The 24,301-nt window shown below is 47.9% G+C and carries 26 protein-coding genes, 1 riboswitch and 1 other annotated feature; of the genes, 24 read left to right on the forward strand and 2 right to left on the reverse strand.

What is annotated here, in order from left to right; genetic code table 11:
• Positions 1 to 4: 4 nt before the first annotated feature.
• Positions 5 to 922 carry a homoserine kinase gene (gene thrB, locus QZV24_RS00615; protein WP_294518652.1) on the forward strand — a complete coding sequence of 306 codons (918 nt, stop codon included), beginning with the start codon at positions 5 to 7 and terminating at the stop codon, positions 920 to 922.
• 51 nt (positions 923 to 973) lie between these two features.
• Positions 974 to 2,209 carry an HD domain-containing protein gene (locus QZV24_RS00620; RefSeq protein ID WP_294518655.1) on the forward strand — a complete coding sequence of 412 codons (1,236 nt, stop codon included), beginning with the start codon at positions 974 to 976 and terminating at the stop codon, positions 2,207 to 2,209.
• A 163-nt stretch (positions 2,210 to 2,372) separates the two neighbouring features.
• Here QZV24_RS00620 and QZV24_RS00625 read toward each other — a convergent pair whose 3' ends face one another.
• Complete coding sequence (locus QZV24_RS00625) at positions 2,373 to 2,501, reverse strand: hypothetical protein (protein ID WP_294518658.1); 129 nt, start codon at positions 2,499 to 2,501, stop codon at positions 2,373 to 2,375.
• Between the two features lie 413 nt (positions 2,502 to 2,914).
• On the opposite strand from QZV24_RS00625, the gene QZV24_RS00630 reads away from it, so the two are divergent.
• From QZV24_RS00630 to recJ, 4 genes are all read left to right on the forward strand, one after another.
• Positions 2,915 to 3,439, forward strand: a complete 525-nt coding sequence (locus tag QZV24_RS00630; RefSeq protein WP_290655109.1) for a gamma carbonic anhydrase family protein — start codon at positions 2,915 to 2,917, stop codon at positions 3,437 to 3,439.
• Positions 3,440 to 3,454: 15 nt separating this feature from the next.
• A complete protein-coding gene (ndk, locus tag QZV24_RS00635) occupies positions 3,455 to 3,871 on the forward strand; it encodes a nucleoside-diphosphate kinase (RefSeq protein WP_294518661.1) in 417 nt (138 codons plus the stop codon).
• A 23-nt stretch (positions 3,872 to 3,894) separates the two neighbouring features.
• A complete protein-coding gene (locus QZV24_RS00640) occupies positions 3,895 to 4,392 on the forward strand; it encodes a cob(I)yrinic acid a,c-diamide adenosyltransferase (protein ID WP_294518664.1) in 498 nt (165 codons plus the stop codon).
• Between the two features lie 361 nt (positions 4,393 to 4,753).
• On the forward strand, positions 4,754 to 6,742 hold the full coding sequence (gene recJ / locus QZV24_RS00645; protein WP_294518667.1) for a single-stranded-DNA-specific exonuclease RecJ: 1,989 nt from the start codon (positions 4,754 to 4,756) through the stop codon (positions 6,740 to 6,742).
• Between the two features lie 37 nt (positions 6,743 to 6,779).
• On the opposite strand, the gene QZV24_RS00650 is transcribed toward recJ, so the two are convergent.
• Entirely contained in the window at positions 6,780 to 7,040 is a 261-nt protein-coding gene (locus QZV24_RS00650) for a hypothetical protein (protein ID WP_294518670.1), read from the reverse strand.
• A 183-nt stretch (positions 7,041 to 7,223) separates the two neighbouring features.
• Here QZV24_RS00650 and QZV24_RS00655 point away from each other — a divergent pair, with 183 nt between their 5' ends.
• The 18 genes from QZV24_RS00655 to queA all read left to right on the forward strand — a co-directional run bounded on the left by QZV24_RS00655 (position 7,224) and on the right by queA (position 24,301).
• A complete protein-coding gene (locus QZV24_RS00655) occupies positions 7,224 to 7,517 on the forward strand; it encodes a LysM peptidoglycan-binding domain-containing protein (protein ID WP_294518673.1) in 294 nt (97 codons plus the stop codon).
• Positions 7,518 to 7,845: 328 nt separating this feature from the next.
• Positions 7,846 to 9,765, forward strand: coding sequence for a threonine--tRNA ligase (gene thrS / locus QZV24_RS00660; RefSeq protein WP_290655121.1), 1,920 nt, complete (start codon positions 7,846 to 7,848; stop codon positions 9,763 to 9,765).
• A gap of 54 nt (positions 9,766 to 9,819) precedes the next feature.
• Positions 9,820 to 9,923, forward strand: a sequence feature (ribosomal protein L20 leader region).
• A gap of 20 nt (positions 9,924 to 9,943) precedes the next feature.
• Entirely contained in the window at positions 9,944 to 10,492 is a 549-nt protein-coding gene (infC, locus tag QZV24_RS00665) for a translation initiation factor IF-3 (protein WP_294518676.1), read from the forward strand.
• Positions 10,492 to 10,689, forward strand: coding sequence for a 50S ribosomal protein L35 (rpmI, locus tag QZV24_RS00670; RefSeq protein WP_290655125.1), 198 nt, complete (start codon positions 10,492 to 10,494; stop codon positions 10,687 to 10,689). Before infC ends, rpmI begins: the two co-directional genes overlap by 1 nt.
• Positions 10,690 to 10,725: 36 nt before the next feature.
• The gene (gene rplT / locus QZV24_RS00675) at positions 10,726 to 11,079 is read left to right on the forward strand and encodes a 50S ribosomal protein L20 (RefSeq protein ID WP_294518680.1); all 354 of its coding nucleotides are present in this window, start codon (positions 10,726 to 10,728) and stop codon (positions 11,077 to 11,079) included.
• Between the two features lie 409 nt (positions 11,080 to 11,488).
• A riboswitch (FMN riboswitch) is annotated at positions 11,489 to 11,605 on the forward strand.
• Positions 11,606 to 11,710: 105 nt separating this feature from the next.
• Positions 11,711 to 12,799 (forward strand): bifunctional diaminohydroxyphosphoribosylaminopyrimidine deaminase/5-amino-6-(5-phosphoribosylamino)uracil reductase RibD, encoded by a 1,089-nt coding sequence (ribD, locus tag QZV24_RS00680; RefSeq protein ID WP_294518683.1) that lies wholly within the window; start codon positions 11,711 to 11,713, stop codon positions 12,797 to 12,799.
• A 9-nt stretch (positions 12,800 to 12,808) separates the two neighbouring features.
• Complete coding sequence (locus tag QZV24_RS00685) at positions 12,809 to 13,447, forward strand: riboflavin synthase (protein ID WP_294518685.1); 639 nt, start codon at positions 12,809 to 12,811, stop codon at positions 13,445 to 13,447.
• A 54-nt stretch (positions 13,448 to 13,501) separates the two neighbouring features.
• Complete coding sequence (locus tag QZV24_RS00690; protein WP_290655130.1) at positions 13,502 to 14,701, forward strand: bifunctional 3,4-dihydroxy-2-butanone-4-phosphate synthase/GTP cyclohydrolase II; 1,200 nt, start codon at positions 13,502 to 13,504, stop codon at positions 14,699 to 14,701.
• A gap of 96 nt (positions 14,702 to 14,797) precedes the next feature.
• Entirely contained in the window at positions 14,798 to 15,268 is a 471-nt protein-coding gene (gene ribE / locus QZV24_RS00695; protein ID WP_290655132.1) for a 6,7-dimethyl-8-ribityllumazine synthase, read from the forward strand.
• Positions 15,269 to 15,347: 79 nt separating this feature from the next.
• Positions 15,348 to 16,187, forward strand: coding sequence for a tetratricopeptide repeat protein (locus QZV24_RS00700; RefSeq protein ID WP_294518690.1), 840 nt, complete (start codon positions 15,348 to 15,350; stop codon positions 16,185 to 16,187).
• 8 nt (positions 16,188 to 16,195) lie between these two features.
• Positions 16,196 to 17,071, forward strand: coding sequence for an Hsp33 family molecular chaperone HslO (hslO, locus tag QZV24_RS00705; RefSeq protein ID WP_294518693.1), 876 nt, complete (start codon positions 16,196 to 16,198; stop codon positions 17,069 to 17,071).
• A 229-nt stretch (positions 17,072 to 17,300) separates the two neighbouring features.
• Positions 17,301 to 17,492: a 50S ribosomal protein L28 gene (gene rpmB, locus QZV24_RS00710; RefSeq protein ID WP_290655138.1), complete on the forward strand. Its 192-nt coding sequence runs from the start codon at positions 17,301 to 17,303 to the stop codon at positions 17,490 to 17,492.
• Between the two features lie 1,241 nt (positions 17,493 to 18,733).
• Positions 18,734 to 19,591: a shikimate dehydrogenase gene (locus QZV24_RS00715; protein WP_294518696.1), complete on the forward strand. Its 858-nt coding sequence runs from the start codon at positions 18,734 to 18,736 to the stop codon at positions 19,589 to 19,591.
• An 18-nt stretch (positions 19,592 to 19,609) separates the two neighbouring features.
• Entirely contained in the window at positions 19,610 to 20,221 is a 612-nt protein-coding gene (gene ruvA, locus QZV24_RS00720; RefSeq protein WP_294518699.1) for a Holliday junction branch migration protein RuvA, read from the forward strand.
• Positions 20,222 to 20,227: 6 nt separating this feature from the next.
• Positions 20,228 to 21,244, forward strand: a complete 1,017-nt coding sequence (gene ruvB, locus QZV24_RS00725; protein WP_294518702.1) for a Holliday junction branch migration DNA helicase RuvB — start codon at positions 20,228 to 20,230, stop codon at positions 21,242 to 21,244.
• A gap of 4 nt (positions 21,245 to 21,248) precedes the next feature.
• Entirely contained in the window at positions 21,249 to 21,851 is a 603-nt protein-coding gene (locus tag QZV24_RS00730) for an epoxyqueuosine reductase QueH (protein ID WP_294518706.1), read from the forward strand.
• Complete coding sequence (locus tag QZV24_RS00735) at positions 21,848 to 23,251, forward strand: SpoIID/LytB domain-containing protein (RefSeq protein WP_294518709.1); 1,404 nt, start codon at positions 21,848 to 21,850, stop codon at positions 23,249 to 23,251. The genes QZV24_RS00730 and QZV24_RS00735 overlap by 4 nt, the downstream gene beginning before the upstream one ends.
• A gap of 18 nt (positions 23,252 to 23,269) precedes the next feature.
• Positions 23,270 to 24,301, forward strand: coding sequence for a tRNA preQ1(34) S-adenosylmethionine ribosyltransferase-isomerase QueA (queA, locus tag QZV24_RS00740; RefSeq protein ID WP_290655150.1), 1,032 nt, complete (start codon positions 23,270 to 23,272; stop codon positions 24,299 to 24,301).

Here is a 24,301-nt window from a genome sequence, read left to right on the forward strand (position 1 = left end):
TTTGGTGGAGGCAAAAACGGTTAAAATACGCGTGCCGGGGACTTCGGCTAATTTAGGCCCTGGCTTTGATACATTGGGAATAGCTTGCTCCTGCTATAATGAGCTGGAGCTGACTTTATATCGGGATGAACGGCTGGAGATTGAGGTATACGGTGAAGGTGCCGGGGATATTCCCACCGATGGCCGAAATATTGTATGGCGGTCCATATTGCGAGTGTTAAAGCGTCTGGAATGCGATAACGAGTTTAAGGGCGCAAAAATCGTTATGAAAAATGATGTGCCTTTGTCCCGGGGACTGGGCAGCAGTGCTACGGCTATAGTTGGCGGGATTGTGGCGGCCAATGAGGCGCTGGGAGCACCTTTGACTGGACAGGATTTGCTGAAAATAGCCACGGATATGGAAGGCCATCCTGATAATGTGGCCCCGGCTTTGTTTGGTGGGATGACCATCAGTACAGTAAAAAATGGCTGGCCGGAAACCTTCCGGTTTATGCCACGGTTACATTTTAAAATGGTGGTGGCTATACCGGATTTTTATCTGCCAACCAAGGCGGCCCGGGAGGTACTGCCGGATAAGGTGGACCGCAGTGATGCCATTTTTAATATTGGTAGTACGGCTATGTTGATAGCGGCCCTGTTAAAGGGGAGCAAGCGGTTTATCTACAATGCTTTTGATGACAGACTGCATCAGCCATATCGGACGAAGCTGATACCGGGGATGCAGGATGTGTTCAAGGCGGCCAAGGATAATGGGGCCATGGGGGCGTTTTTGAGTGGGGCTGGACCATGCCTGATTGCCTTTGCGGACAATGGCGAGGACAATGTGGGGCAAGCTATGGTAAAGGCGTTTGCCGCTCACAATGTTAAAGCAGAATACAAGGTCCTTTCCGTGGACGGAGAAGGAGCCGTAGTGATAGGATAGACGAAAAGGGCTGTTTTTACAGCCCTTTTTTGATAAAGCAGGGTGTTATATATGACAGAGAAGGAATTTTCCAACAGAGTTCGCGAAGCCGGCGGGACGGCCTATATTGTGGGGGGATGGGTCCGGGACCAGCTGATGGGCAATGCCCCCAATGATAAGGATTATGTGGTGGTGGGGCTGTCCAAGGAAGGCTTTAATGCTGCTTTTCCTGAGGCCAAGCTGATAGGTAATGCTTTTCCGGTTTTTTTGGTGGAAATTGACGGGATAAAATGTGAAGTGGCCTTTGCCAGAACCGAACGGAAAAATGGCAAGGGGTATCGGGGATTTGATGTTTCGGCGGAGAATGTGTCTATCCAGGAGGATTTGTTTCGCCGGGATACCACGGTGAACAGTATTGCCCTGAATCTTGCCACCGGGGAGTTGGTGGATCCATATGGCGGTAAAACAGATATTGAACAGAAACGCTTGCGCCCGGTGTCGGAGCATTTTTCTGAGGATCCGGTGCGGGCTCTTCGGGTGGCCCGGCAGGCTGCCCAGTTGGAATTTTGGGTGACGGATGAGTTGATAGCCGCTATGGGAAAATGCCGGACTGAGTTGCAGGCCGAACCGGCTGAACGCATTTTTGGTGAGCTAAAAAAGGCACTGAGCAGCCGAAAGCCGTCTATTTTCTTTCGGGTATTGCAGCAGGCGGATTTGTTAAAGGATTTGTTTCCGGAGATTTATGCTCTGCGGGGCAAGACCCAGCCAGTGGAGTTTCATCCTGAGGGGGATGCTTTTGAGCATTCGATGAATTTAATGGATAGGGTGGCGGCACAGACAAATAATCCGGTGGTGGTGTTTTGTGGCCTGGTCCATGATATTGGCAAAGGAGTAACACCGGAAAAAATGCTGCCCCATCATTATGACCATGAAATAACGGGACTGGAGGTGCTGCAACAATGGAATCAGCGGGCTAAATTTCCCAAGCTGTGGATTAAAAGTGCGGCGCTGGTAATAGAGGAACATATGCGGGCCCCGCTGCTGAAAAAAGCGGGAAAGGTTATGGAGCTGGTTTTGTTGCTGGAAAAGATGCAAAGGTACATTTCGCCGGCGGATTTTTGCATAATTATTGCAGCAGATCATGGGACATTGCCGGTGTATCTGGAACGGTATGAGGAGCTGCGGGACAAAGTTATGAGTGTGAATGGTGATATGGCTCCGGATAATGTGCAGGGACAGCAGATAGGGGAATGGCTTCGGCAGAAACGCATTCAGATATGTAAGGAGTGGATGAAGGAGAAGGAGTAGCGGCTAATCGGGCGGGGGCAGTTGCCTGTCGCCCGGTTTCATTGCTAAAACTATTTTCTGCCTTCAATATATCTTCAAAAAAAATCCAAACTCGCTTCGCTCAAACATGGATTTTTTCTGACGAGTCAAGTATGCATAAAATAGTTTCTTAACGCCCTGAAACCTAATTGCGACAGGCAATCAGCCCGCGCAAGCAGCCCACACTCAACAGGCAAAATTGGCCAGCTGCAGCCCATTTTCCAGCCAAGCCCTGCAGAAACCATTTTCGGCTTAATAACGCGGGTCCTGCCATGGGATGTTCCTCATCCGTAAATCTAATTAGGAGTAAGGAAAGGCACCTCGGCTCCCTTGGGGGAGCTGGCATCTTTAGATGACTGAGGGGGTAGCGGCTAAATTAGTCCCCGCCCGATGTCGAGTTAAATTTGTACTTCGACGAAACGCCAATAAGGTAGATTTTTCCATCGAAATGGAAAAATTTGAACAACTGCGTTATGTCGAGTTAACTTTGAGCTTCGACGAAACGCTAATAAGGTGATTTTTCCATCGAAATGGAAAAATTTGAACAACTGCGTTATGTCGAGTTAACATTAAACTTCGACGAAACGCCAATAAGGTAGATTTTTCCATCAAAATGGAAAAATTTGAACAACTGCGTTATAATTAAATAGAAATTATTTATGGGTTTTAGTGAGAGGAGGTTTTTTGATGGGCAATATTTTATCAGTGGATGGCAAGGAACCGAAGATTGGCAATGATGTGTATATTGCTCCGACGGCGGCAGTGGCCGGTGATGTTACAATAGGTGATAACAGCAGTATCTGGTTTGGTGCGGTTGTCCGGGGGGATATCAACAAGGTACAGATTGGCCAGCATACCAATATTCAGGATAATGCTACCATTCACACTATGTGGGATGCTCCTACGGTTATTGGTGACAATGTTACTGTGGGGCATAATGCCGTGGTTCATTGCACAAAAATCGGAAACAACAGTCTGATTGGCATGGGCTCGGTAATAATGGGCTACACGGAAATCGGGGAAAACTGCATTATTGGGGCTAATTCCTTTATTCAGCAGTACAAGAAAATTCCGTCAAATTCCATGGTTTATGGCAATCCAGCCAAGCTGGTGCGTCCGTTGAATGATGATGAAATTGCGGCCCTGAAGGAGTCCTCGGACGCCCATAGTGATTTGGCAAAGCTGTATAAAGAAAAATCTAAGGAATTGTAAAGGAGTTTTATTTTAATGGAAAAGACATTGGTTCTCATTAAGCCGGATGCCATGAAGGCACATCATATTGGTGATATTTTCAAGATTTATGAGGAAAAGGGCCTGCAGGTTTTGGCTGTAAAGATGCTTCAGATGGATGAAAAGCTGGCGTCCCAGCATTATGTGGAGCATATTGGCCGTCCATATTATGAGGATTTGGTAGGCTTTATGACCTCTGGGCCAATTATTGCCATGGTACTGGCTGGTGAGGATGCCATTGCCAATGTCCGCAAGATAAACGGTAAAACTAATCCGGCTGATGCTGATGAGGGAACTATCCGCAAACTGTATGCAGCCAGCGGTAGCCGCAATGCGGTACATGCGTCTGACTCACCGGAGAGTGCGGCACGGGAAATTTCCCTGTATTTCAGCGCGACGGAGATTTTTGACTGATAACAGGATTGAGAGGCTTAGTTATGAGTGTGTACACAAAAACGGGGGATAAAGGCACTACCGGCTTGTACACCGGTCAGCGAGTACCGAAAAATTCCCATCGGGTAAAGGCTTATGGTACAGTGGATGAGATTTCATCTGCTTTGGGGATGGCCAGGGCATTTTGCCAAAATGATGAAGTAAAAGATATTATTTTTGAGCTTCAAAAAAATAATAACCTGCTTATGGCGGATTTGGCCAGTCTGGATACCGAACCAATGATCAGTGATGACCATGTGGCCCGACTGGAACATATTATTGATGAGGTGGAAGCCAAGCTGCCGCCTTTGAATTGTTTTATTATTCCTGGGGAAAGCCAGGGAGGTGCCTGCCTTGATATGGCCCGGACTGTTACCCGGCGGGCCGAGCGGTGTGTACTGGATTTGGCGGAAAATGAGCTGGTATATGACAGTGATCGGCTGTATTTAAACCGGTTGTCTGATTTGTGTTTTGTGCTTATGCGCTTAGAAGAAAATCGTTGATGTAAATGCTGTATCAGGAGACTGGTACAGCATTTTTATTTATGGAGGATTTGTGATAAAATTAGATAAAACTGATTAACCCTGTGCTAACGGGTGCTAAAACTCCCACCTCTTAGGTGGAAGTAAAGCACCCATAAAGCATAGGATTTATTCGACTACATTCAGTTGGAGTTAAAAGCTCCAACTGAATAAGTCTCATTTTACCCTGTGCTAACGGGTGCTAAGTCTCCCACCTCTTAGGTGGAAGCAAAGCTCCCATAAAGCTCAGGATTTATTCGACTACATCCAGTTGGAGTTAAAAGCTCCAACTGAATAAGTCTCATTTTACTGAGAGGGGCCGTCAGTGGACGGTGGAACAATGATGAGTAATTTAAAAAAATGGAAAGTGAAGCAAGACTATGGTGCAAAGACCGATGAATTGGCCAAGGAGCTGGGGGTATCACGCCTGCTGGCCAGGGTGCTGATGAATCGAGGCATAGACACTAAGGAAAAGGGGGAGCTGTTCCTGCATCCGGAGAAGTTCCGGTACTTTGACCCGTATCTGCTGCCGGATATGGACAAGGCGGCGGCGCGGATTATCAGGGCGGTTACGGCCAAGGAAAAAATTGTTGTGTACGGGGATTATGATGCGGATGGTATAACAGCTACCTCATTGCTGCTGACTACATTGCAGGAGCTGGGAGCTGATGTGGACTACTATATCCCGGACCGGTTTACCGAGGGGTATGGTCTGAATTTAAGTGCCTTGGAAATGCTGGCCGATAAGGGGACCGATTTGGTCATCACTGTGGACTGTGGTGTAAAGTCTGTGGATGATATAAAGGCCATGCAAGGCCGAATGGACTTTGTGGTGACAGACCATCATCTGCCGGGGGATGAGCTGCCGGAAGCAGTGGCTGTAGTAGATGCCCATCGGAGCGATTCCCAATATCCTTGTCCTGAGCTGGCGGGAGTGGGCATTGCCTTTAAGTTGTGTCAGGTTTTGTGGCAGGGACTGAAAAATGAACCTCTGGGCGATCGGGGGCTTGAACTGGTGGCTTTGGGTACGGTGGCCGATGCGGTACCTCTGACCGGTGAAAATCGGCGGATTGTCAGTCAGGGTATGAAGGCTATGGAGCATACCAATATAGTTGGGCTGAAGGCCCTCAGTGATGTGGCTGGATGTACCGGTAAAACCATTGATACCACCAGTGTGGGGTTTTATCTGGCACCAAGAATAAATGCAGCCGGTCGTTTGAAGAGTGCTACTTTGGGGGTGGAGCTGCTGACATGTCAGGATGAGGCCAAGGCGGCTATGTTGGCCGCTGAGCTGAATTCTATAAACGACGAACGGCGGAAATTGAAGATGGATATGCAGCTGGAGGCGGAAGAACAGCTGAAGAAAGTGGATATAGATAATACCAGGGTGCTGGTTGTGGTAGGAGAAAACTGGCATCAGGGGGTTTTGGGATTGGTGGCATCCAGTATTGAAACCACCTATTATCGTCCAGCTATCGTAATAGGAGTAAGCGATGGGATGGGCAAGGGCTCCTGTCGTAGTATTCCAGGCTTCAACCTGTATGAGGCTTTGGAGAACTGTCAGGAGGTTTTGGAACAGTTTGGTGGACACGAGATGGCGGCTGGCCTTACCATCAGACCGGAAAATGTTCCAAAATTTAAAGAACTGCTGGAAATAGAAGCTAAACGCCAGATGGAACCGGAACAGTTTATTCCGTTTTATGAGCTGGATGCAGAGGTATCTCCGCTGGATATTACTATGGAAATGGCGGAAGAGTTGGCACTGGTACAGCCATGCGGTATGAAAAATGAATCTCCGTTGTTTGGGTTTCGCAATGCGCGGGGGGCCTACGCAACCTTGAAGGGAACTGAAAACAATCACCTGCAGTTTAGTGTGGTGGATGAAAACAGACGAGCAGTCACGGCCATGGCCTTTCACATGGGGGACCAGTTTAAGCGGATAGATTCTGAGCGGCTGGATTTGGTTTATGAGGCCAAAATCAATGAGTGGAATGATTTGAGACAGCTGCAATGTATTGTGAAAAGCTTGGATACGCCTCTGTCAGATGAGGTGCCGGTCCAGGTGGAACGGGATTTTTTAAAGGGCCTGTACCTTTTTTTGCGAGAATGCAATGACGCTGATAAAAATGTTTATGATGATGCCGCCTGGCTGTCCGTCCGTATGCGTTTGGCCGGGAAACCGGCCACTGCTGAAGCAGTGGAGCAGGGGTTGAGGATTTTCAGTGAATTGGGTCTGGTTACCATTGGCGAAGATGGCCTTTGTTCTTTGGTAGTCGGTACCGGCAAAATGAATTTGGAGGATTCACCGACCTATAGAAAATTGAATAAATAGAAAAAAGATTGCCGGGCAAATGGCCCGGCAATATTTTTTAATAAATATGATATGTTTTCCATGGTATACGCTCCAAGGGAACGGTTTTTAAAAATTCTACAATGTCCTTTCGCCCGTAATAGTGAGGGGTGCCATTTTTGTCCTGGGAAAGAAGAATAATCGGCATATTGGGAAAGAAGGGGGCAATGGCCTGACGAAATCTGGTCATACGGACTGTGTATTGGGTGACAGTCTGTTTCACCGATATGATGGCGAAGGTTACGCCTTGCTCAATGATAACAGCGCCATGAACTACCATAATAACCTCCTTTGTAATCGCTTTTTTTATGATAGGAATACTGTATCAAAAAGGAAAAATAAAATCAACCATTAAAAACGAAAATTTGTTTGCATTTTTATTGACAGAACATAAATTCTATGTTAGTATAAACAAAACAAAGGTTTGAAGAACTTATTTTCTTTTTAAGGGGGACTTGTTATTATGAAGAATATTATTATTGCTATTATTATCGGCTTGGCAGTTGTTTCACCATTAAATCTTAACAATTCCTACCTGAGATGTTCGGATTTTGATACTGTAGTAGTAAAATATGGCGAAGATGTAGAAACTATAGCCAGCCGCTATACGGAAAATCCGGAGCAGGCCAAGGAACTGGTGGAGGCCATTATTGAAATAAATGATATTAAAAGCGAGCGGGATATGAAGGCAGGCAAACGGCTGCAGGTGCCGGTACAGGCGAAGGATAGCAATAAAATACAGGTGGCCAGCCGCTAAACTTTTCCTTGACAGGAAGTGCATAATATTAGTACAATATGGGAGCAATTTGATATTGTACAGGTTATGAAGAAGACATGACAGAGAAGTTCGCTATTATAGAGAGGGGCAGTTGCTGAAAAGCCCTATAGTTGAGTCTGCTGCCACCACTTTGGAGCTGTGGCATGAATACAAATGTCACCGGATTGAGTCCGTTAACATCGTTTGAGTTGGCTGCATATTGATTGCAAGTGCGGCAAACAGGGTGGAACCGCGAAGTATATACCTCGTCCCTATGTGGGATAGAGGTATTTTTTGTTTTGTATTATGTGTTAGGGAGGCCTAAATTATGATTAAATTGACTATGCCTGATGGGGCAATTCGTGAGGTTGAGGCTGGAATCAGTGCCCTTGACCTGGTTAAATCCATTAGCAACAGTTTGGCAAAAAAGGTATTGGCCATCAGCATTGATGGGGAAACCAAGGATATTACCACTATTCTGGATAAGGATGCCAGCATTAAGTTTTTGACCTTTGAGGACGAAGAAGGCCGTTGGGCCCTGCGTCATACCGGGTCCCATATTCTGGCTCAGGCCATCAAACGCCTGTATAAGTCGGAAAATGTTCAGTTGGCCATTGGACCGGCTATTGAAAACGGCTTTTACTATGATATCGATATGGAAAAGCGCCTTACTGATGAGGATTTGAAGGACATCGAAAAAGAGATGAACAAGATTGTCAAGGAGAATCTGAAGCTGGAGCGCAAGGAAGTAAGCCGGCAGGAGGCCCTGGATATGTTCAAGGCAGCCGGGGAGAGCTACAAGGTAGAGCTTATCAATGATTTGCCGGAGGATGCTACTATTTCCCTGTATACTCAGGGGGAATTCACTGATTTGTGTGCCGGTCCTCATGTGATTTCCACCGGCAAGGTAAAGGCCATCAAGCTGCAGAGTGTAGCTGGTGCTTACTGGCGTGGCAATGTGGAAAACAAGATGCTGCAGCGGGTATATGGCACGGCTTTTGAGAAGAAGGATGAGCTGGATGCATATCTGCATATGCTGGAAGAGGCAGCCAAGCGTGACCATCGTAAGCTGGGCAAGGAATTGGATTTGTTCAGTATTCATGAGGAGGGTCCCGGCTTCCCGTTCTTCCATCCAAATGGTATGGTTATTCGCAATGAGCTGATTAACTACTGGCGGGAAGTACATCGCCGGTATGGTTATCAGGAAATAAAAACGCCAATGATTTTGAACCGCCAGCTGTGGGAGCGGTCTGGTCACTGGGCTCATTATAAAGAGAATATGTACTTCACCGAGATTGATGGTGAGGATTATGCTGTAAAGCCAATGAACTGCCCAGGTGGCATGATTGTTTACAAGACCCAGCAGCACAGCTATCGTGATTTGCCACTGAGAGCCGGTGAACTGGGGCTGGTACATCGTCATGAGCTGTCCGGTGCCCTTCATGGTTTGTTCCGGGTGCGTAACTTCACTCAGGATGATGCTCATATCTTTATGACTCCTGAGCAGATCGAAGGGGAAATTCAGAAGGTTATTGACCTCTTTGATGAGGTATACAGTACCTTTGGCCTGACTTATCATGCTGAGCTGTCCACCCGTCCGGAGGACTCCATGGGTTCAGATGAAATGTGGGAGCTGGCTACCAATGGCCTAAAGAACGCCCTTGATCACCGCGGGCTGGACTATATTGTCAACGAGGGTGATGGTGCGTTCTATGGTCCAAAAATCGACTTCCATCTGAAGGATTCCATTGGTCGGACCTGGCAGTGTGGAACCATTCAGCTGGATATGCAGCTGCCGGAGAAGTTTGATTTGACCTATGTGGGAGAAGATGGCCAGAAGCATCGTCCGGTTATGATTCACCGGGTAGTATACGGTTCTATCGAGCGGTTTATCGGTATTCTTATTGAGAATTATGCCGGAGCATTCCCAACCTGGTTGGCGCCAGTGCAGGTCAAGATTTTGCCGATTACGGACAGTCATATGGATTATGCCTTTGAGCTGAAGAAGAAGATGTTTGATTTGGGCTATCGGGTAGAGGTAGATGACCGGAATGAGAAGGTTGGCTACAAGATGCGCGAGGGTCAGGTGAAGAAAATTCCTTATCTGCTGGTTGTTGGTGATCAGGAGGTGGCTGATGGTACGGTTAATGTTCGTTGCCATGGCCAGAAGGAAACCCGTACTATGTCGGTGGATGAGTTCATCGCTATGCTTCAGGAGAAGATTGAGAGCAAATCAGCTGAATATTGATTTTTTAAAATAAATTGTTGACAGGTGGCTTTGGGTGTGGTAATATACCTTTTGTGAATAAAGCAGAAGCCACCGCTTCTCACCTGCTGATTAGGTCAGATGGGTTTGATACAGTTATTTTTGTAAAGGGTGGCATTGTGTCGCCCTTTATTTTTGTTATCAAAATAAAGCGCAGGAGGTGTTTTTTATTAGTAAGGAAACTGAGAGAATCAACGAAGAAATCCGGGTTCGTGGCGGAGAAATCCGCGTGACTGATGCTGAAGGCCAGTCATTGGGTGTAATGCAGGTTAAAGACGCTCTGGAAATGGCTATGGAGCAGCATCTTGATTTAGTCGAGATTGCACCAAAGGCCAAACCACCTGTGTGCCGTATCATGGATTACGGTAAGTATAGATATGAAAAGCAGAAGCGGGAAAAAGAAGCCCGCAAGAAGCAGAAGGTTATTTCCATCAAGGAAGTAAAGCTTCGTCCAAACATTGAACAGCATGATTTTGATGTCAAGCTGAAGAATGCAACGCGCTTCTTGGCTGATGGTGACAAGGTCAAGGTTACTATTATGTTCCGTGGTCGTGAAATGTCCCATCCGGAGATTGGTAAGGAAATCCTTGCCAAATTTGCTGATGCGCTGAAGGATTCAGTAACCGTTGAACGGGATGCTAAGCTTGAAGGTAGAAATATGATTATGATTTTAGCCCCTAAGGCTCAAACTAAAGGAGGAAAACAGTAATGCAGAAAATGAAAACTCGTAGAGCAGCTGCAAAGCGCTTTACTGTAACTGGTAGTGGCAAGATTAAGAGAAATAAGGCTTATAAGAGCCATATCCTGGAGAAGAAGTCTCCAAAGCGTAAGCGTAATCTCCGTAAGGCAACCATGATGCTGGCTGCTGACAAGAAGCGCGCTATCAAGTGCTTACCATATGCTTAATTGAGAATTTATAATAGATTTTAGGAGGAAAATAACATGCCAAGAGTTAAAAGCGGCGTGACAGCACATAAGCGTCATAATAAAATTTTGAAGTTAGCAAAAGGCTATAAGGGTTCCAAGAGCAAGCAGTTTAAGAAGGCAAATGAGACTGTTATGAAGGCTCTCTACTATGCTCGTCGTGACCGTCGTGCGAAGAAGGGCGTTTTCCGTCGTTTGTGGATTGCCCGTATCAATGCAGCAGCACGGGTTAATGGTATTTCCTATAGCCGTCTGATTGCCGGTCTTACCAAGGCTGGTGTTGAGGTAAACCGCAAGATGCTGGCTGATCTGGCTGTAAACGATGCAAATGCATTTGCAAAGATGGTTGAGGTTGCCAAGGAGAACCTGTAATATCAGATTTTTAAAGGATGTTGTGAAGCGATTTCGTTTCACGGCATCCTTTTTTTGTTTACGGCAGAGTGTTGGACAGATGGTGGAAGAGGTGATAGTATTGCAGCCTGAGTCTTATACAAGATGAATCAATGCGATATAACTGGGATAAATATATTTATTCTGCAACTATGAAACGGCAGTAAAAGAAAACTTATAACGAGGTGAAGATGTCCCCCTCCTCTTTAGGTGGGGGTGAAAACAAACTTCAACAGGTGGTGAGCATATCTCCCACCTCGTTGAAACGCTAATTGGAAGATTTTTCTTCTAAAGAAGAAAAATTTGAACAATGGCGTTATAAACACTGATGGTATACCTATAGGTTGCGGGAATGTCGTCTATATGGTAAAATACTCGGTGGAAATACAGATACAGTCTTTGGGGCAGGGTGCAATTCCTTACCGGCGGTATAGCCCGCGAGCCTTACGGGGCATGACCTGGTGCGACTCCAGGGCCGACAGTATAGTCTGGATGAGAAAAGACTTGTGTGTACAGTTATTTTGTGTGCATTTTGGGCTGTTGAGGAGTTTCTTCAACGCCCTTTTTTATTTCCGGCAGAGTGTTGGATAGATGTTGGGAAGAAGTGATATTATTGCAGGATGAGTATTTTATGGGGGAAGCCCTGCGGGTAGCCCGTAATGCGGTCGGCCGGACCTCACCAAATCCATTGGTAGGGGCTGTTATTGTAAAAAACGGCCGCATTGTGGCAGAAGGCTGGCACCGGAAGGCCGGGACCCCTCACGCGGAAATTCATGCTCTTAATATGGCAGGAGATTTGGCTAAAGGGGCCACAGTATATGTGACACTGGAGCCGTGCTCCCATTACGGTCGGACTGGTCCGTGTGCTAAGGCCTTGGTGGAGGCGGGTGTAGCCCGGGTGGTTGTGGCTATGCTGGATCCGAATCCACAAGTGGCCGGACGGGGAATAAAGCTATTGCAGGATGCCGGTATTGAGGTTGAAACCGGAGTCTGTGAAAATGAAGCCAAACGGCTCAATGAGGTTTTTTTGAAATGGATTACGGAGGGGATGCCGTTTGTGGCCTTGAAGACGGCTATGTCCCTTGATGGCAAAATTGCTACCGCTACCGGTCAATCCCAGTGGATTACCAACGAAGAGTCCCGGCTGTGGACTCACTATCTTCGGGATTGCCACGATGGAATAATGGTGGGGATAAATACTGCCCTAAAGGATAATCCAAGTCTGACCACCCGGTTGCCGGAGGGGAATGGCAAAAATCCGGTGCGGATAGTGGTGGACAGTCAGGGGCGCCTGCCACTGGATGCCAAGCTGGTCACTGATAATGAAGCGGAGACTGTTGTGGCGGTGTCCCAACGGGCCAGTGATAAAACGGTGCAGGCCCTGGAAAAAGCCGGCGTAAAGGTTATTGTGGCTGGGGAAAACAAGGTTGATTTACGACTTTTGCTGCAAAAGCTGGGTGAGCTGAATATTTGCTCAGTGTTGGTAGAAGGCGGCGGTCAGTTGAATTTTTCCTTGTTAAAGGATGATTTGGTGGATAAGGTGTATGCCTTTGTCGCACCAAAGCTGATCGGTGGGGCGGATGCCCTGACTCCAGTGGAGGGGGCCGGCTTTGCCGAGCTGTCCCAGGCCGTGCAGCTGACGGATGTGACAACTGAGCTGATAAACGGTGATGTGCTGATTACGGCCCGGGTGGCCAGATAAGGTGATAGGATGTTTACTGGAATAATTGAAGAGGTTGGTTCCGTACAGAGCGTGGGAGGTGGCTGTCTTGCCATAAAGGCCCGGAAAGTTCTGCAGGATGTCCAGCTGGGGGACAGTATTGCTGTTAATGGGGTATGCCTGACGGTGACCAGCTTTGACGGCAACAGCTTTCAGGCGGATGTTATGCCGGAAACCATTCGGCGTACCTCGTTGTCTGAACTGAAAACGGGCAGCCCGGTGAATTTGGAACGGGCCCTCACATTAAATACCCGGTTGGGTGGTCATATAGTCAGTGGCCATATTGACGGAGTAGGGAAGATCGTTTCTCTTCGGGAAGAAAAAAATGCGGTACTCATGAAAATTTCAGCTGATGGTGATATATTGAGATATATTGTGGAAAAAGGCTCTGTTGCACTGGATGGCATTAGCCTGACCGTGGCTGAGGTGACTGAGGGGGATTTTACCGTTTCGTTGATTCCCCATACCAGACAGGTGACGAATTTGTCCCATAAAAGGGCTGGTTCCCTAATAAATATTGAAAATGATATTATCGGAAAATATGTGGAAAAGCTGTTGGCCCCCCGGGAGGTCCAAGCTACGGCTGCCAGCCGTATAACCATGGATTTTCTGAAAAACAATGGATTTTAAGATAATGTCAACGAAGTTGGCAGTTGAAGAAACTTTATTTAAGGAGCGAAAATAATGGCAGATTTTGCAACAGTTGAAGAAGCGATTGAAGAAATACGCAAGGGCAATATGGTAGTCGTGGTAGATGATGAGGACCGGGAAAATGAAGGCGATCTGATTGTGGCTGCCGAAAAGCTGACGCCAGAGCATGTTAATTTTATGGCTACCTATGCCAAGGGACTTATTTGTACCCCGATGGAAGCCGAGGATTTGGACCGGCTGGAAATTTTCCAGATGGTTTCCAACAATACTGATAATCACGAAACTGCCTTTACTGTTTCTGTGGATGCGGTAACCACTACCACAGGTATTTCTGCCTATGAGCGGTGTGAGACTGTTAAGCGGCTTATTGATCCTGAGTCCAAGCCGGAGACCTTCCGTCGGCCAGGTCATGTTTTCCCGCTGAGAAGTGTGCCGGGTGGCGTGCTTCGTCGGGCTGGTCATACGGAAACCACCACTGATCTGGCTAAATTGGCCGGATTGGCTCCAGCCGGACTTTGCTGCGAGATTATGGATGATGACGGTCATATGATGCGCACCCCACGGCTCATAGAGTTCTCCAAGGAACACAATTTAAAGCTGATTACAGTCAAAGCTCTTATTGAATACAGAAAGCGTACGGAGTGCTTTGTTGAAAAAATTGCTGAGGCTGATTTGCCAAGCAAATATGGACATTTCCGTATCCATGCATATGAAAGCAAGCTGGATGGCAAGTGTCATCTGGCCATTGTCAAGGGGGATATAAAGGGGAAAAAGGATGTACTGGTGCGGGTACATTCCGAGTGTCTGACCGGTGATGCACTGGGCTCCTTGCGGTGTGACTGCGGTGAACAGCTGGCAGTAGCCTTGAAGCGCATTGAGGCTGAGGGAGAGGGCATGGTTCTCTATATGCGGCAGGAGGGCCGTGGTATTGGTCTTGGCAATAAAATGCGGGCTTATGAGCTGCAGGATGGCGGCAAGGACACAGTAGAGGCCAATGTTTTGCTGGGCTTTGCTCCGGATGAGCGGGATTATGGCATCGGGGCACAGATTTTGGCGGATATGGGCCTTACCACTATACGCTTGATGACCAATAATCCAGCCAAACGGGCCGGTCTGGAGGGCTATGGCCTGAAAATTGTGTCCCGGGTACCGTTGGAGGTGCCAAGCAACGAGTACAACAAGCAGTATATGAAGGTCAAGAAAACCAAGATGGGTCACATTTTGGCCGAATAAGGAAAATCGCATGCGAGTTTCCATCAAGGAAATCTGGCGTACAGGTTTCCCTGTAGGAATACAAAATGGTATTAGCATAATATGGAGGTAAGCAAAATGAAAGAAATAAAGGTTATTGAGGGAATGTTAAATGCCCAGGGCATGAAGTTCGGTATTGTAGTGTCCCGTTTTAACGAGTTTATGACATCCAAGCTGTTGGGCGGCGCACTGGATACACTGCATCGTCATGGGGCATCTGAGGATGATATTACCGTGGCCTGGGTACCGGGGGCTTATGAGCTGCCATTGGTGTCCAAGAAGATGGCTGAAAGCGGTAAATATGATGCTATTATTGCTTTGGGCGTGGTTATCCGTGGTTCCACCAGTCATTATGACTATGTGTGCAACGAGGCAGCCAAGGGGATTGCTCAGGCCAGCATGGCTACCGGTGTACCGGTAACCTTCAGCGTGGTTACTACTGAAAATATTGAGCAGGCGATTGAACGGGCTGGTACCAAAGCTGGCAACAAGGGTTCCGATGGGGCTATGACCGCCATTGAGATGGCCAATCTCTTGAAGCAGCTCTAAGAATAACGCGAAATAAATGATAGGACTTGTTGGATAATAACCGGCAGGATCTGATTATTAAAATTTGAGGGGATATAAAATGATTTTTAGTAATAATAATTTGAAGAAGTCCGTGGCTATGGCCACCTGTGCTCTTGCCTTGGCCTGGGGGGCTCTAGGTACTGCCTATGCCGATAGTGTCACAGACCAGGCGGAACAGCCACAGGGAAAAATTGGTATTGGAGCTAATGCCACCAATTTGCAGAATGCCTATGATTATTGGGAACGGGGCTGTTTCAAGAAGCTGAAAGAGGATTATGAAGGAGCTATTGCCGATTTTACGGTTGCTATTGATAAGCAACCGGATTATGTGGAAGCCTACAATAATCGGGGGCTGTGCTATACGGCTCAGGGCAATTTTGCCTTGGCGCTGAAGGATTTTGACAAGGCGATTGAATTGGCACCGGATTATGCTGATGTGTATTTTAATAAGGCAGAGCTTTATGCTTTAAGTGAACAACCACAGGAGGCTATTGAAGTATATGGTCAGTGCTTGAAGGTGAATCCAAAGCATATTGAAGCCTATTACAACCGGGGAAACAGCTATGCCGGATTGGGGCAATATCAGGCCGCTATAGGTGATTATACGGCTATTATTGATATTGACAGTGAGTATTTGGATGCTTACTATGTCCGGGGGAATGCTTATGGCCGGCTGAAGCAGTATGAAAAGGCTTTGGCAGACTACGAGTTTGTTCTGTCCAAGTTCAAGAGCTTCTATGCAGCCCGGTTTATGAAGGGCCTGGTACTGGAGCGGTTGGGCCGCAAGGAGGAAGCTCGGGAAACCTTTGAGGAATTCCTGAAGAATGTGCCGGATATTGATGTCTATGCTGATCGGATTGCTACCGCCAAGGAATTGGTAGAGGAATTAAAGAAATAAGGATAAAGATGAGTGATATTTTAGTAAAAGCAATTACAAAGGGAATAAGGGTATATGCAGCGGTGACTACTGAGCTGGTCAACGAAGCCATAAAACGCCATGACTGTTCGCCTACAGCGGCAGCTGCTTTGGGCCGGACCATGACGGGAGCCCTGCTGTTGGCGGCCAACTTGAAAAATCAGGAGGCAATTACCGTCAGCTTTCAGGGAAACGGCCCTTTGGGCTATATTACCGCCGATGCTACTCCGGATGGCTATGTTAGAGGCTATGTGGGCAATCCGCATGTGGATCTGCCGTTAAAGGCTGATGGCAAGCTGGATGTAGGCGGGGCTGTTGGTGAGGGAATGGTGCAGGTGACCAGATTTACCGGATTGGGGGAACCAATGCGGGGGAGTTGCGAAATCGTTTCCGGAGAAATAGCCGAGGATTTGACCAATTACCTGTTCACCTCAGAACAGACGGCATCCAGTGTGGGCCTGGGGGTATTGGTTGGCACTGATTTCAAGGCTATAGCCGCTGGCGGCTTTATGCTTCAGCTGATGCCGGATGCCGATGAGGAAATTATTTCCCGGGTGGAGGAAGCCCTGAAAAAGGTGCGGCCAGTGTCCAGTATGATTGCGGATGGGGTCAGTGCCAAGGGGATTATTGCCGAGCTGATGGCTGGATTTGAAATGGATTATTTGAGCAGCACGGAGCTGGCATTCAGGTGCAAATGCAACCGGGAACGCATTGAAGATGTGCTGTTGAGCCTGTCTCACGCTGATATGCAGGCCCTGGTGGATGATGGTCAGGCTGAGGTGTGCTGTCAGTTCTGCGGGGAGAAGTATCATTTTGAAAAGGATGAGCTGGTTCATCTGATGAAGCTGGCGGATGGGGTTCGATAATCTTCTTGCAATTGAGTTTGAAAAATGATAGTATAGTTTGGCAATGGATTATATTGTCATGTGTGGTATTTCTTGGCGTTATGGACAGCAAAAATATTTGCTGCCAAGGGGTTGCATTTGACAGACCTGTTATGATATAATCTCTTTGTTGTGTGTATAGGACTATGTACATTTAGGGATTTACATATATGCAACTATGCGCCGATGAAATGTTAAGGAGGTGTGCTACATGGCAAATTTATGTGAAGTATGCGGTAAGGGTGAATTGTCCGGTAACAATGTGAGCCATTCCCATTTGAAGACCAGACGCTCTTGGAAGCCAAATATTCAGCGCGTTCGTGCTCTTGTTGAGGGCGAGGTTAAGCGTGTAAATGTTTGCACTCGTTGCCTGCGTTCCGGTAAGGTTGAGAGAGCCATCTAATTTTGCAAAATATCAACTGATATATCATAAGAAAAGCCGATTAACTGTTGTTAGTCGGCTTTTCTTATTGGGCGGAGACCGTTGCTCCACAGGGCAATATGCCAGCAGCAGGTCTAACGGGGCACGCTCTCGCTCGAGACAGATTGCCTAGTGGTACTAAGTTCACTCGGCGCGGTGCTTGTGCTCGCTAAGTGCCAAGGCAATCTGATGTCCCCTTACAGACACACCAGCTGTCCTGTTTAAGCCTTCCCCTATGGGGAAGCACCTACAGGCACTAGGAGCAAAGCTCCGTCGGGGGGGCGCGAAGACGGTGGATGAGGTTTATCCCGAAGGGCATTTGCGGCAATTCGCGGGTCCTGCCATGGGATGTTCCATTCCTGCGCTTCGCACAGTGTCACATCAATTTGGCAGTTGGCTTCGGCGAAGGAACGACGGTGAAAGTGCCTCCGTCAGAAACCTCACGGCGGCGCAAATGGATTTTGTGCTGATGTGGCATGTGACTACGCTTATCCATGGAATCATCCACATGTCACCCGCTGGGTTTTCCAGTAGCTAACTTAAATGGACCGGAGGGAAACTTTTCGCCTGCAAGCAGCGGAGTCCGGCCGCCGGCAGGCTCATCATGGGCACGATATATATTTCCGCCTAGTGGAGGAGCGGCTCCGCCGCCTACGAAGAAACCGAAGCCTCCTTGCATGATGATTTGGACGCAGCAATGAAGCCGAAAATGTTTTCCGCAGGGCTTGGCTGGATGATGGGTGACAGGCAACATCCCCCACCAGATTTAGCTGCTACCCCCTCAGTCATCTAAAGAAGCCAGCTCCCCCAAGGGAGCCAAGGAGAAAATCCTAATTCATAATTACCAATTTAACCTTCGACGAAACGCTTAATAGGTATATTTTTCCATTGAGTTGGAAAAATTTGAACAACTGCGTTATACCGAGATATTTTTTAATCCATCGGTGAAACGCCAGTAATGAATAATTTCCCATATAAATATGGGAAATTTTGAACAATTGCGTTATGTCGAGTTATACCTAAACTTCGACGAAACGCTCAATAGGTATATTTTTCCATTGAGTTGGAAAAATTTGAACAACTGCGTTATACCGAGAAATTTTTTAAACCATCGGTGAAACGCCAGTAAGGAATAATTTCCCATATAAATATGGGAAATTTTGAACAATTGCGTTATAATTTAGAATGTATGATTGTTTAAAGATGGTTTGAGGTGTTGGCGGATGATTACGGGCAAGACGAAGGTGCTGGCGGTTATTGGCAATCCTATAGCTCATTCCCTGTCACCGGTGTTTCAGAATGCCGGGATAAAGGCAGCGGGACTGGATTATGTTTATACCGCCCTGCCGGTGAATAATGATGATTTGGCAGCGGCTATAGCTGGAATGAAGGCCATGGGCTTTTGTGGGATGAATGTAACCATTCCCCACAAGGAACGGGTGATGGATTATCTTGACGCCATTGATGAGGATGCCAAGGTGCTGGGGGCAGTGAATACCATTGTGAACCGGGACGGCGTTCTTACCGGCTACAACACAGATGTGAAAGGCTTTATAAATGGTATGAAGCAGCAGGGCTTTTCCCCGATGGGGAAGCAGGCGGTGCTGCTGGGAGCCGGTGGAGCGGCCCGGGCCATTATCTGGGGCCTTATACAGGAAAAGGTTGCCAGTTTGACTATCGGTGTCCGAAATGTAGCCAAGGTTCAGCCATTGGTGGATTATTTTGCCCAATATATGCCAATTACCTTGCTGGACTGGCAGACAGGGGCCTTTGAGCAGGCCCTGTCACAGGCTGAGCTTTTGATAAATGCCACGCCATTGGGAATGTACCCAAAGGTGGATGCGGCTCCGCCGGTGAATTGGACCAAGGTTAAAAAAGGCATTTTCGTTTATGACATTATTTATACTCCAGCAGAAACCCTGTTTTTACGGCAGGCCAAGGAAAATGGCTGTCAGGTGTTAAATGGGGAGGCTATGCTGGTGGGGCAGGGTGCTGAGTCGTTTCGCCTATGGACCGGGGTAGAGCCGGATACCAAGGTGATGACTGAAGCCCTACGGCAAGCGTTGACGCAAGGAAAGTAACGGATTTGGAGTTTTGTGATGATTGGCTTTTTAAAGGGAAAAGTTGAATATATATCCATGGATTATTGCCTGTTGGATGTGGCTGGAGTGGGCTATCGGGTGTTTGTATCGGCCAATACCCGGGCGCAGCTAAAAACCGGTCAGGAAACCAAGTTGTTTACCTATTTGAGTGTCCGGGAGGACGCCATGCTGCTGTATGGCTTTTTGACCCAGGATGAGTATGAGCTGTTTCAGCTGCTGATCACGGTCAGTGGTATCGGGCCTAAGGTGGCTATGGGAATTATTGGGGCTATTACCCCGGAGGCCTTGAGTCAGGCTGTACAGAACAAGAATATCAAGACATTGACTGCTTTGCCGGGGATAGGGAAAAAATCGGCGGAGCGGTTGATTTTGGAGTTAAAGGATAAGCTGCATTTTTGCGGTGAGGGTGAAGTGCCGGAGATAAGCACCGCTTTTGGAACGCCAGCGATAGGTGACGATGTGTTCAGCGAGGCCTCGGCGGCCCTTCTGGCGTTGGGCTACAGTCAGAGCGAGGTGGCGGCTGTATTCCAGGGCATGGGCAATATTGACCAGACCAGTGATGTGCAGACAGTAATAAAGATGGCATTAAAGGAATTGTCCAGGAGGTGATGAGGGGTGGAGGAAATCGTGTTTGGTGATGAACGGATTGTTACTACCAGTGAGCAGTCCGGTGATGACTGGCAGTATAGCCTGAGGCCCCGTCGCCTGCGGGAGTACATTGGTCAGGACAAGGCCAAGGAAAATTTAAATATCTTTATCCAGGCGGCCATGAAGCGCAGTGAGGCCTTGGACCATGTGCTGTTATATGGCCCGCCGGGCTTGGGAAAAACCACCTTGGCCGGGATAATTGCCAACGAGCTGGGGGTGAATTTTCGGGTTACCTCCGGTCCGGCGATAAATCATTCCGGTGATTTGGCGGCACTGCTGACCAACCTAAATGAGCGGGATGTGCTGTTTATAGACGAGATCCATCGGTTGTCCCGCAATGTGGAGGAAGTATTGTATTCCGCCATGGAGGACTATGCACTGGATATTGTTATTGGCAAGGGACCAAGTGCCCGATCCATCCGACTGGATATTGCCCCATTTACCCTTATTGGGGCCACCACCAGGGCGGGGGCTTTGGCAGCTCCTTTGCGGGACCGGTTCGGGGTAATTTCCCGACTGGAATATTACAAGCCGGAGGAACTGGTGCTGGTTATTAAGCGGGCGGCGGAAATTCTTGACATTCAAATCGAGGATAAAGGGGCTATGGAAATTGCCCGTCGCTCCCGGGGAACCCCACGAATTGCCAACCGCTTGCTGAAACGGGTCCGGGACTTTGCCCAGGTGTCCGGTGACGGTATAATCACTGACAGCATTGCTGATGATGCTTTGCTGCGGCTGGAAGTGGATAAGATGGGGCTGGATCGGACAGACCGGTCTATGCTGGAAACCATGATAAAGAAGTTTGGTGGCGGCCCGGTGGGGATTGATACCCTGGCGGCGGCTATCAGTGAGGAAAATGATACGATTGAGGATGTCTATGAGCCGTATCTGTTGCAGTTGGGTTTTATAAACCGTACCCCTCGGGGACGGATGGTGACCCGGGCCGGCTACGAGCATATGGGAATTCCTTATCCGGAGATATAATGATATGAATTTATTGCTGCATATGTGCTGTGGGCCTTGCTCCTGCTATCCGGTGAAGAAGCTGCGGGCTGATGGCATTGAGCCTACGGGATATTTTTTCAATCCCAATATTCATCCCTACAAGGAATGGGATAACCGCCTGAAGGCAGCTAAAGAGTTTGCCCAAAAGGTGGATATGAAAATCATAACCGATGAAAACTATATGCTGCGGGATTTTCTGAAAAAAGCTTTAGCAGCGGAGCAGGTGGAAAACGGCCGATGTCGTATGTGCTACACCTGGCGGCTGGAGCAGGCGGCCCGCTTTGCGGCGGAAAATGGGTTTGATGCCTTTACTTCAACCCTTTTCTACAGCATTTATCAGCAGCACGACCTGATGAAGGAAACGGCGCAGCATTTTGCCGATTTGTATGGGATAAAATTTTATTATGAGGATTTCCGCAGTGGCTGGCAGGAGGGGATTGATATCAGCCTGGAGCTGGAGCTGTATCGACAGCCGTATTGCGGCTGTATTTTCAGTGAGGAAGAGCGGTACAGCAAGGCTATACGCAAGCAGCGGAAAAAGGCGGCAAAGGAACGGAAAAAATCTTTAATTGAGGTGGGCGTATGATAAAATCTAAGCTGATAAAGAAAATAGCAGTAGCAGCATTGGCAGCCTTTATGGGAGCTTGTGTGTTGGGAATGGGTAATTCTGAAGCAGGGACTATAGTGCCGGGAATGGGGAAAAAACCGCCTACTGCCTGGAAAAATCCCACTCCGCCAACCACAAGACCGTCAACGGCTGGTAACCAGGAAGAAACCAAGAAAGACAATCGGGCCACCTGGAAGAAAACCAATGAGTCGGAAAATATCATTAAGGTTGGTATTGCCAGTGGTGTGGTAAAGGCCAGCATCAGCTCGGTGAATGGAATGCACATATTTGGCGTTAATGATAATCGGGATTATGGTGATTTTAGAAGTAATATTGTGGCCAATTTGTCAGTTCAGGGGAAGGCCATAGCGGTAAATGGGAAAAGCAGCGGGGCATCAGCCCTGGTTTTCACCCCGGTAACTAACTCAGCCGGTGGGCGGATAAAATACAATAGTAATGAATATAGGGGCAAGCTACTGGCCAGTGTGGTAGATGGCCAGCTGTTAATTGTCAATTTGATTTCATTGGAGGATTATGTCAAGGGCGTATTGCCGTCGGAGATGTCCCCCAGCTGGAATATGGAGGCATTGAAGGCTCAGGCGGTGGCCGCTCGAACCTATGCCCTTTATACGAAAAATCAGAAAACCCATTTAGGGGAAGGCTTTGATTTGTGTGATTCAACCCATTGTCAGGCTTACGAAGGGATAGCCAATGAGGCAACATCGGCTTCAGCCGCAGTGGACGCTACCAAGGGACTGGTAATGACCTATCAGGGTAGACCGATTTATGCCCCGTATCACGCTTCATCCGGTGGCGTTACAGAAAACTCCGAGGATGTTTGGGGGAATAATTTGCCGTATTTGCGTTCGGTCAAGGATAATGATGCCCAATCCCCGTATCATAATTGGTCGGTAAGCTATACTGCAGCCCAGGTACAGAAGCTGCTTGGTGCTGCCGGGAAAAATATTGGTCAGCTCCAGAGTATCTCCGTTACCTCGGCCAACGGCCGGGCGGCCAAGGTTCAGTTTGTGGGCTCCGGTCAGACTATTGAAGTGACTGGTCAGCAGGCCAGACAGATTTTTGGTCTGAAGAGCACTTATTTCACCATCCGTACCAAGCGTAAACCGGATGCTGTATTGACCCAAAAGCCAAATAAAAAAGGCCAGAACGAAGTGATCGATGTTGCTCCGACAGCCATGAACGGGGGCAAGCTGTTGGTGAAAAATGACAAAGTGGAAGTGATATTTGACGGTCACGGCTTCGGACACGGGCTGGGAATGTCCCAATATGGGGCCAAGGCTATGGCCGATGCTGGCAAGAACTACGAAGACATATTGCATCACTACTATACGGATATTGAAATCATCAAATGGTATTGATAAATTTTGGGAGATAAGATGAAATTAACAGATTTTGATTATGATTTGCCGGAGGAGCTCATTGCTCAGACACCAGTGGAGCCGCGGAATTCGTCTCGGCTGATGGTCCTTGATCCAGTGGAGAAAAGCATTGAACATCGACATTTCTATGATTTGAAGGAATATTTGGAACCGGGGGATACCCTGATTTTCAATGATACCCGGGTAATGCCGGCCCGCCTGTTGGGCTGGCGGGAAGGCACCGGTGGTAAGGTGGAGGTCTTTTTACTGCGCCGTATCGATGGTGATACCTGGGAGACCTTGGTAAAACCGGGGCGAAAGGCCAGAGAAGGTCAAGTGGTACGCTTCAGTGATGAATTAACCTGCACGGTGCAGGAAACCACCGATTTTGGCGGCCGTATTGTGAAGTTTTCCTACGAGGGAATTTTTGAGGAAATATTGGATCGGTTGGGAGAAACTCCGTTGCCACCGTATATTCATGAAAAGCTGGCGGACCGGGAACGGTATCAGACAGTGTATTCCCGGGAACAGGGCTCAGCAGCGGCCCCAACAGCGGGACTGCATTTCACCAAGGAGCAGATGGCTGAACTGAAGGAAATGGGAGTAAACCTCGGCTTTGTCACTCTTCATGTAGGTCTGGGGACTTTCCGTCCGGTCAGCGTGGAAACGGTGGAAGAGCATGTAATGCACAAGGAATATTACAGCATTTCTCAGGAAACAGCTGATTTGATAAAGGCCACTAAAGCCGCTGGTAAGCGGGTGATTGCGGTGGGGACGACCTCTATTCGTACGCTGGAGTCAGCTGCTACTGCTGTAGGAGAGATTGCCGGCCGCACGGATTGGACCAATATTTTCATTTATCCTGGCTATGAATTCAAGATTGTTGATGGCATAGTTACCAACTTCCATCTGCCAAAGTCCACGCTTATTATGCTGATAAGTGCCTTTGCCGGACGGGAATTTGTCCTAAAGGCCTATGAGCAGGCGGTAAAGGAGCGGTATCGGTTCTTTTCCTTTGGGGATGCCATGATGATAAAACGAAGGGGATAA

The sequence above is a fragment of the uncultured Anaerovibrio sp. genome (assembly GCA_902786545.1).
Lineage (GTDB): Bacteria > Bacillota > Negativicutes > Selenomonadales > Selenomonadaceae > Anaerovibrio.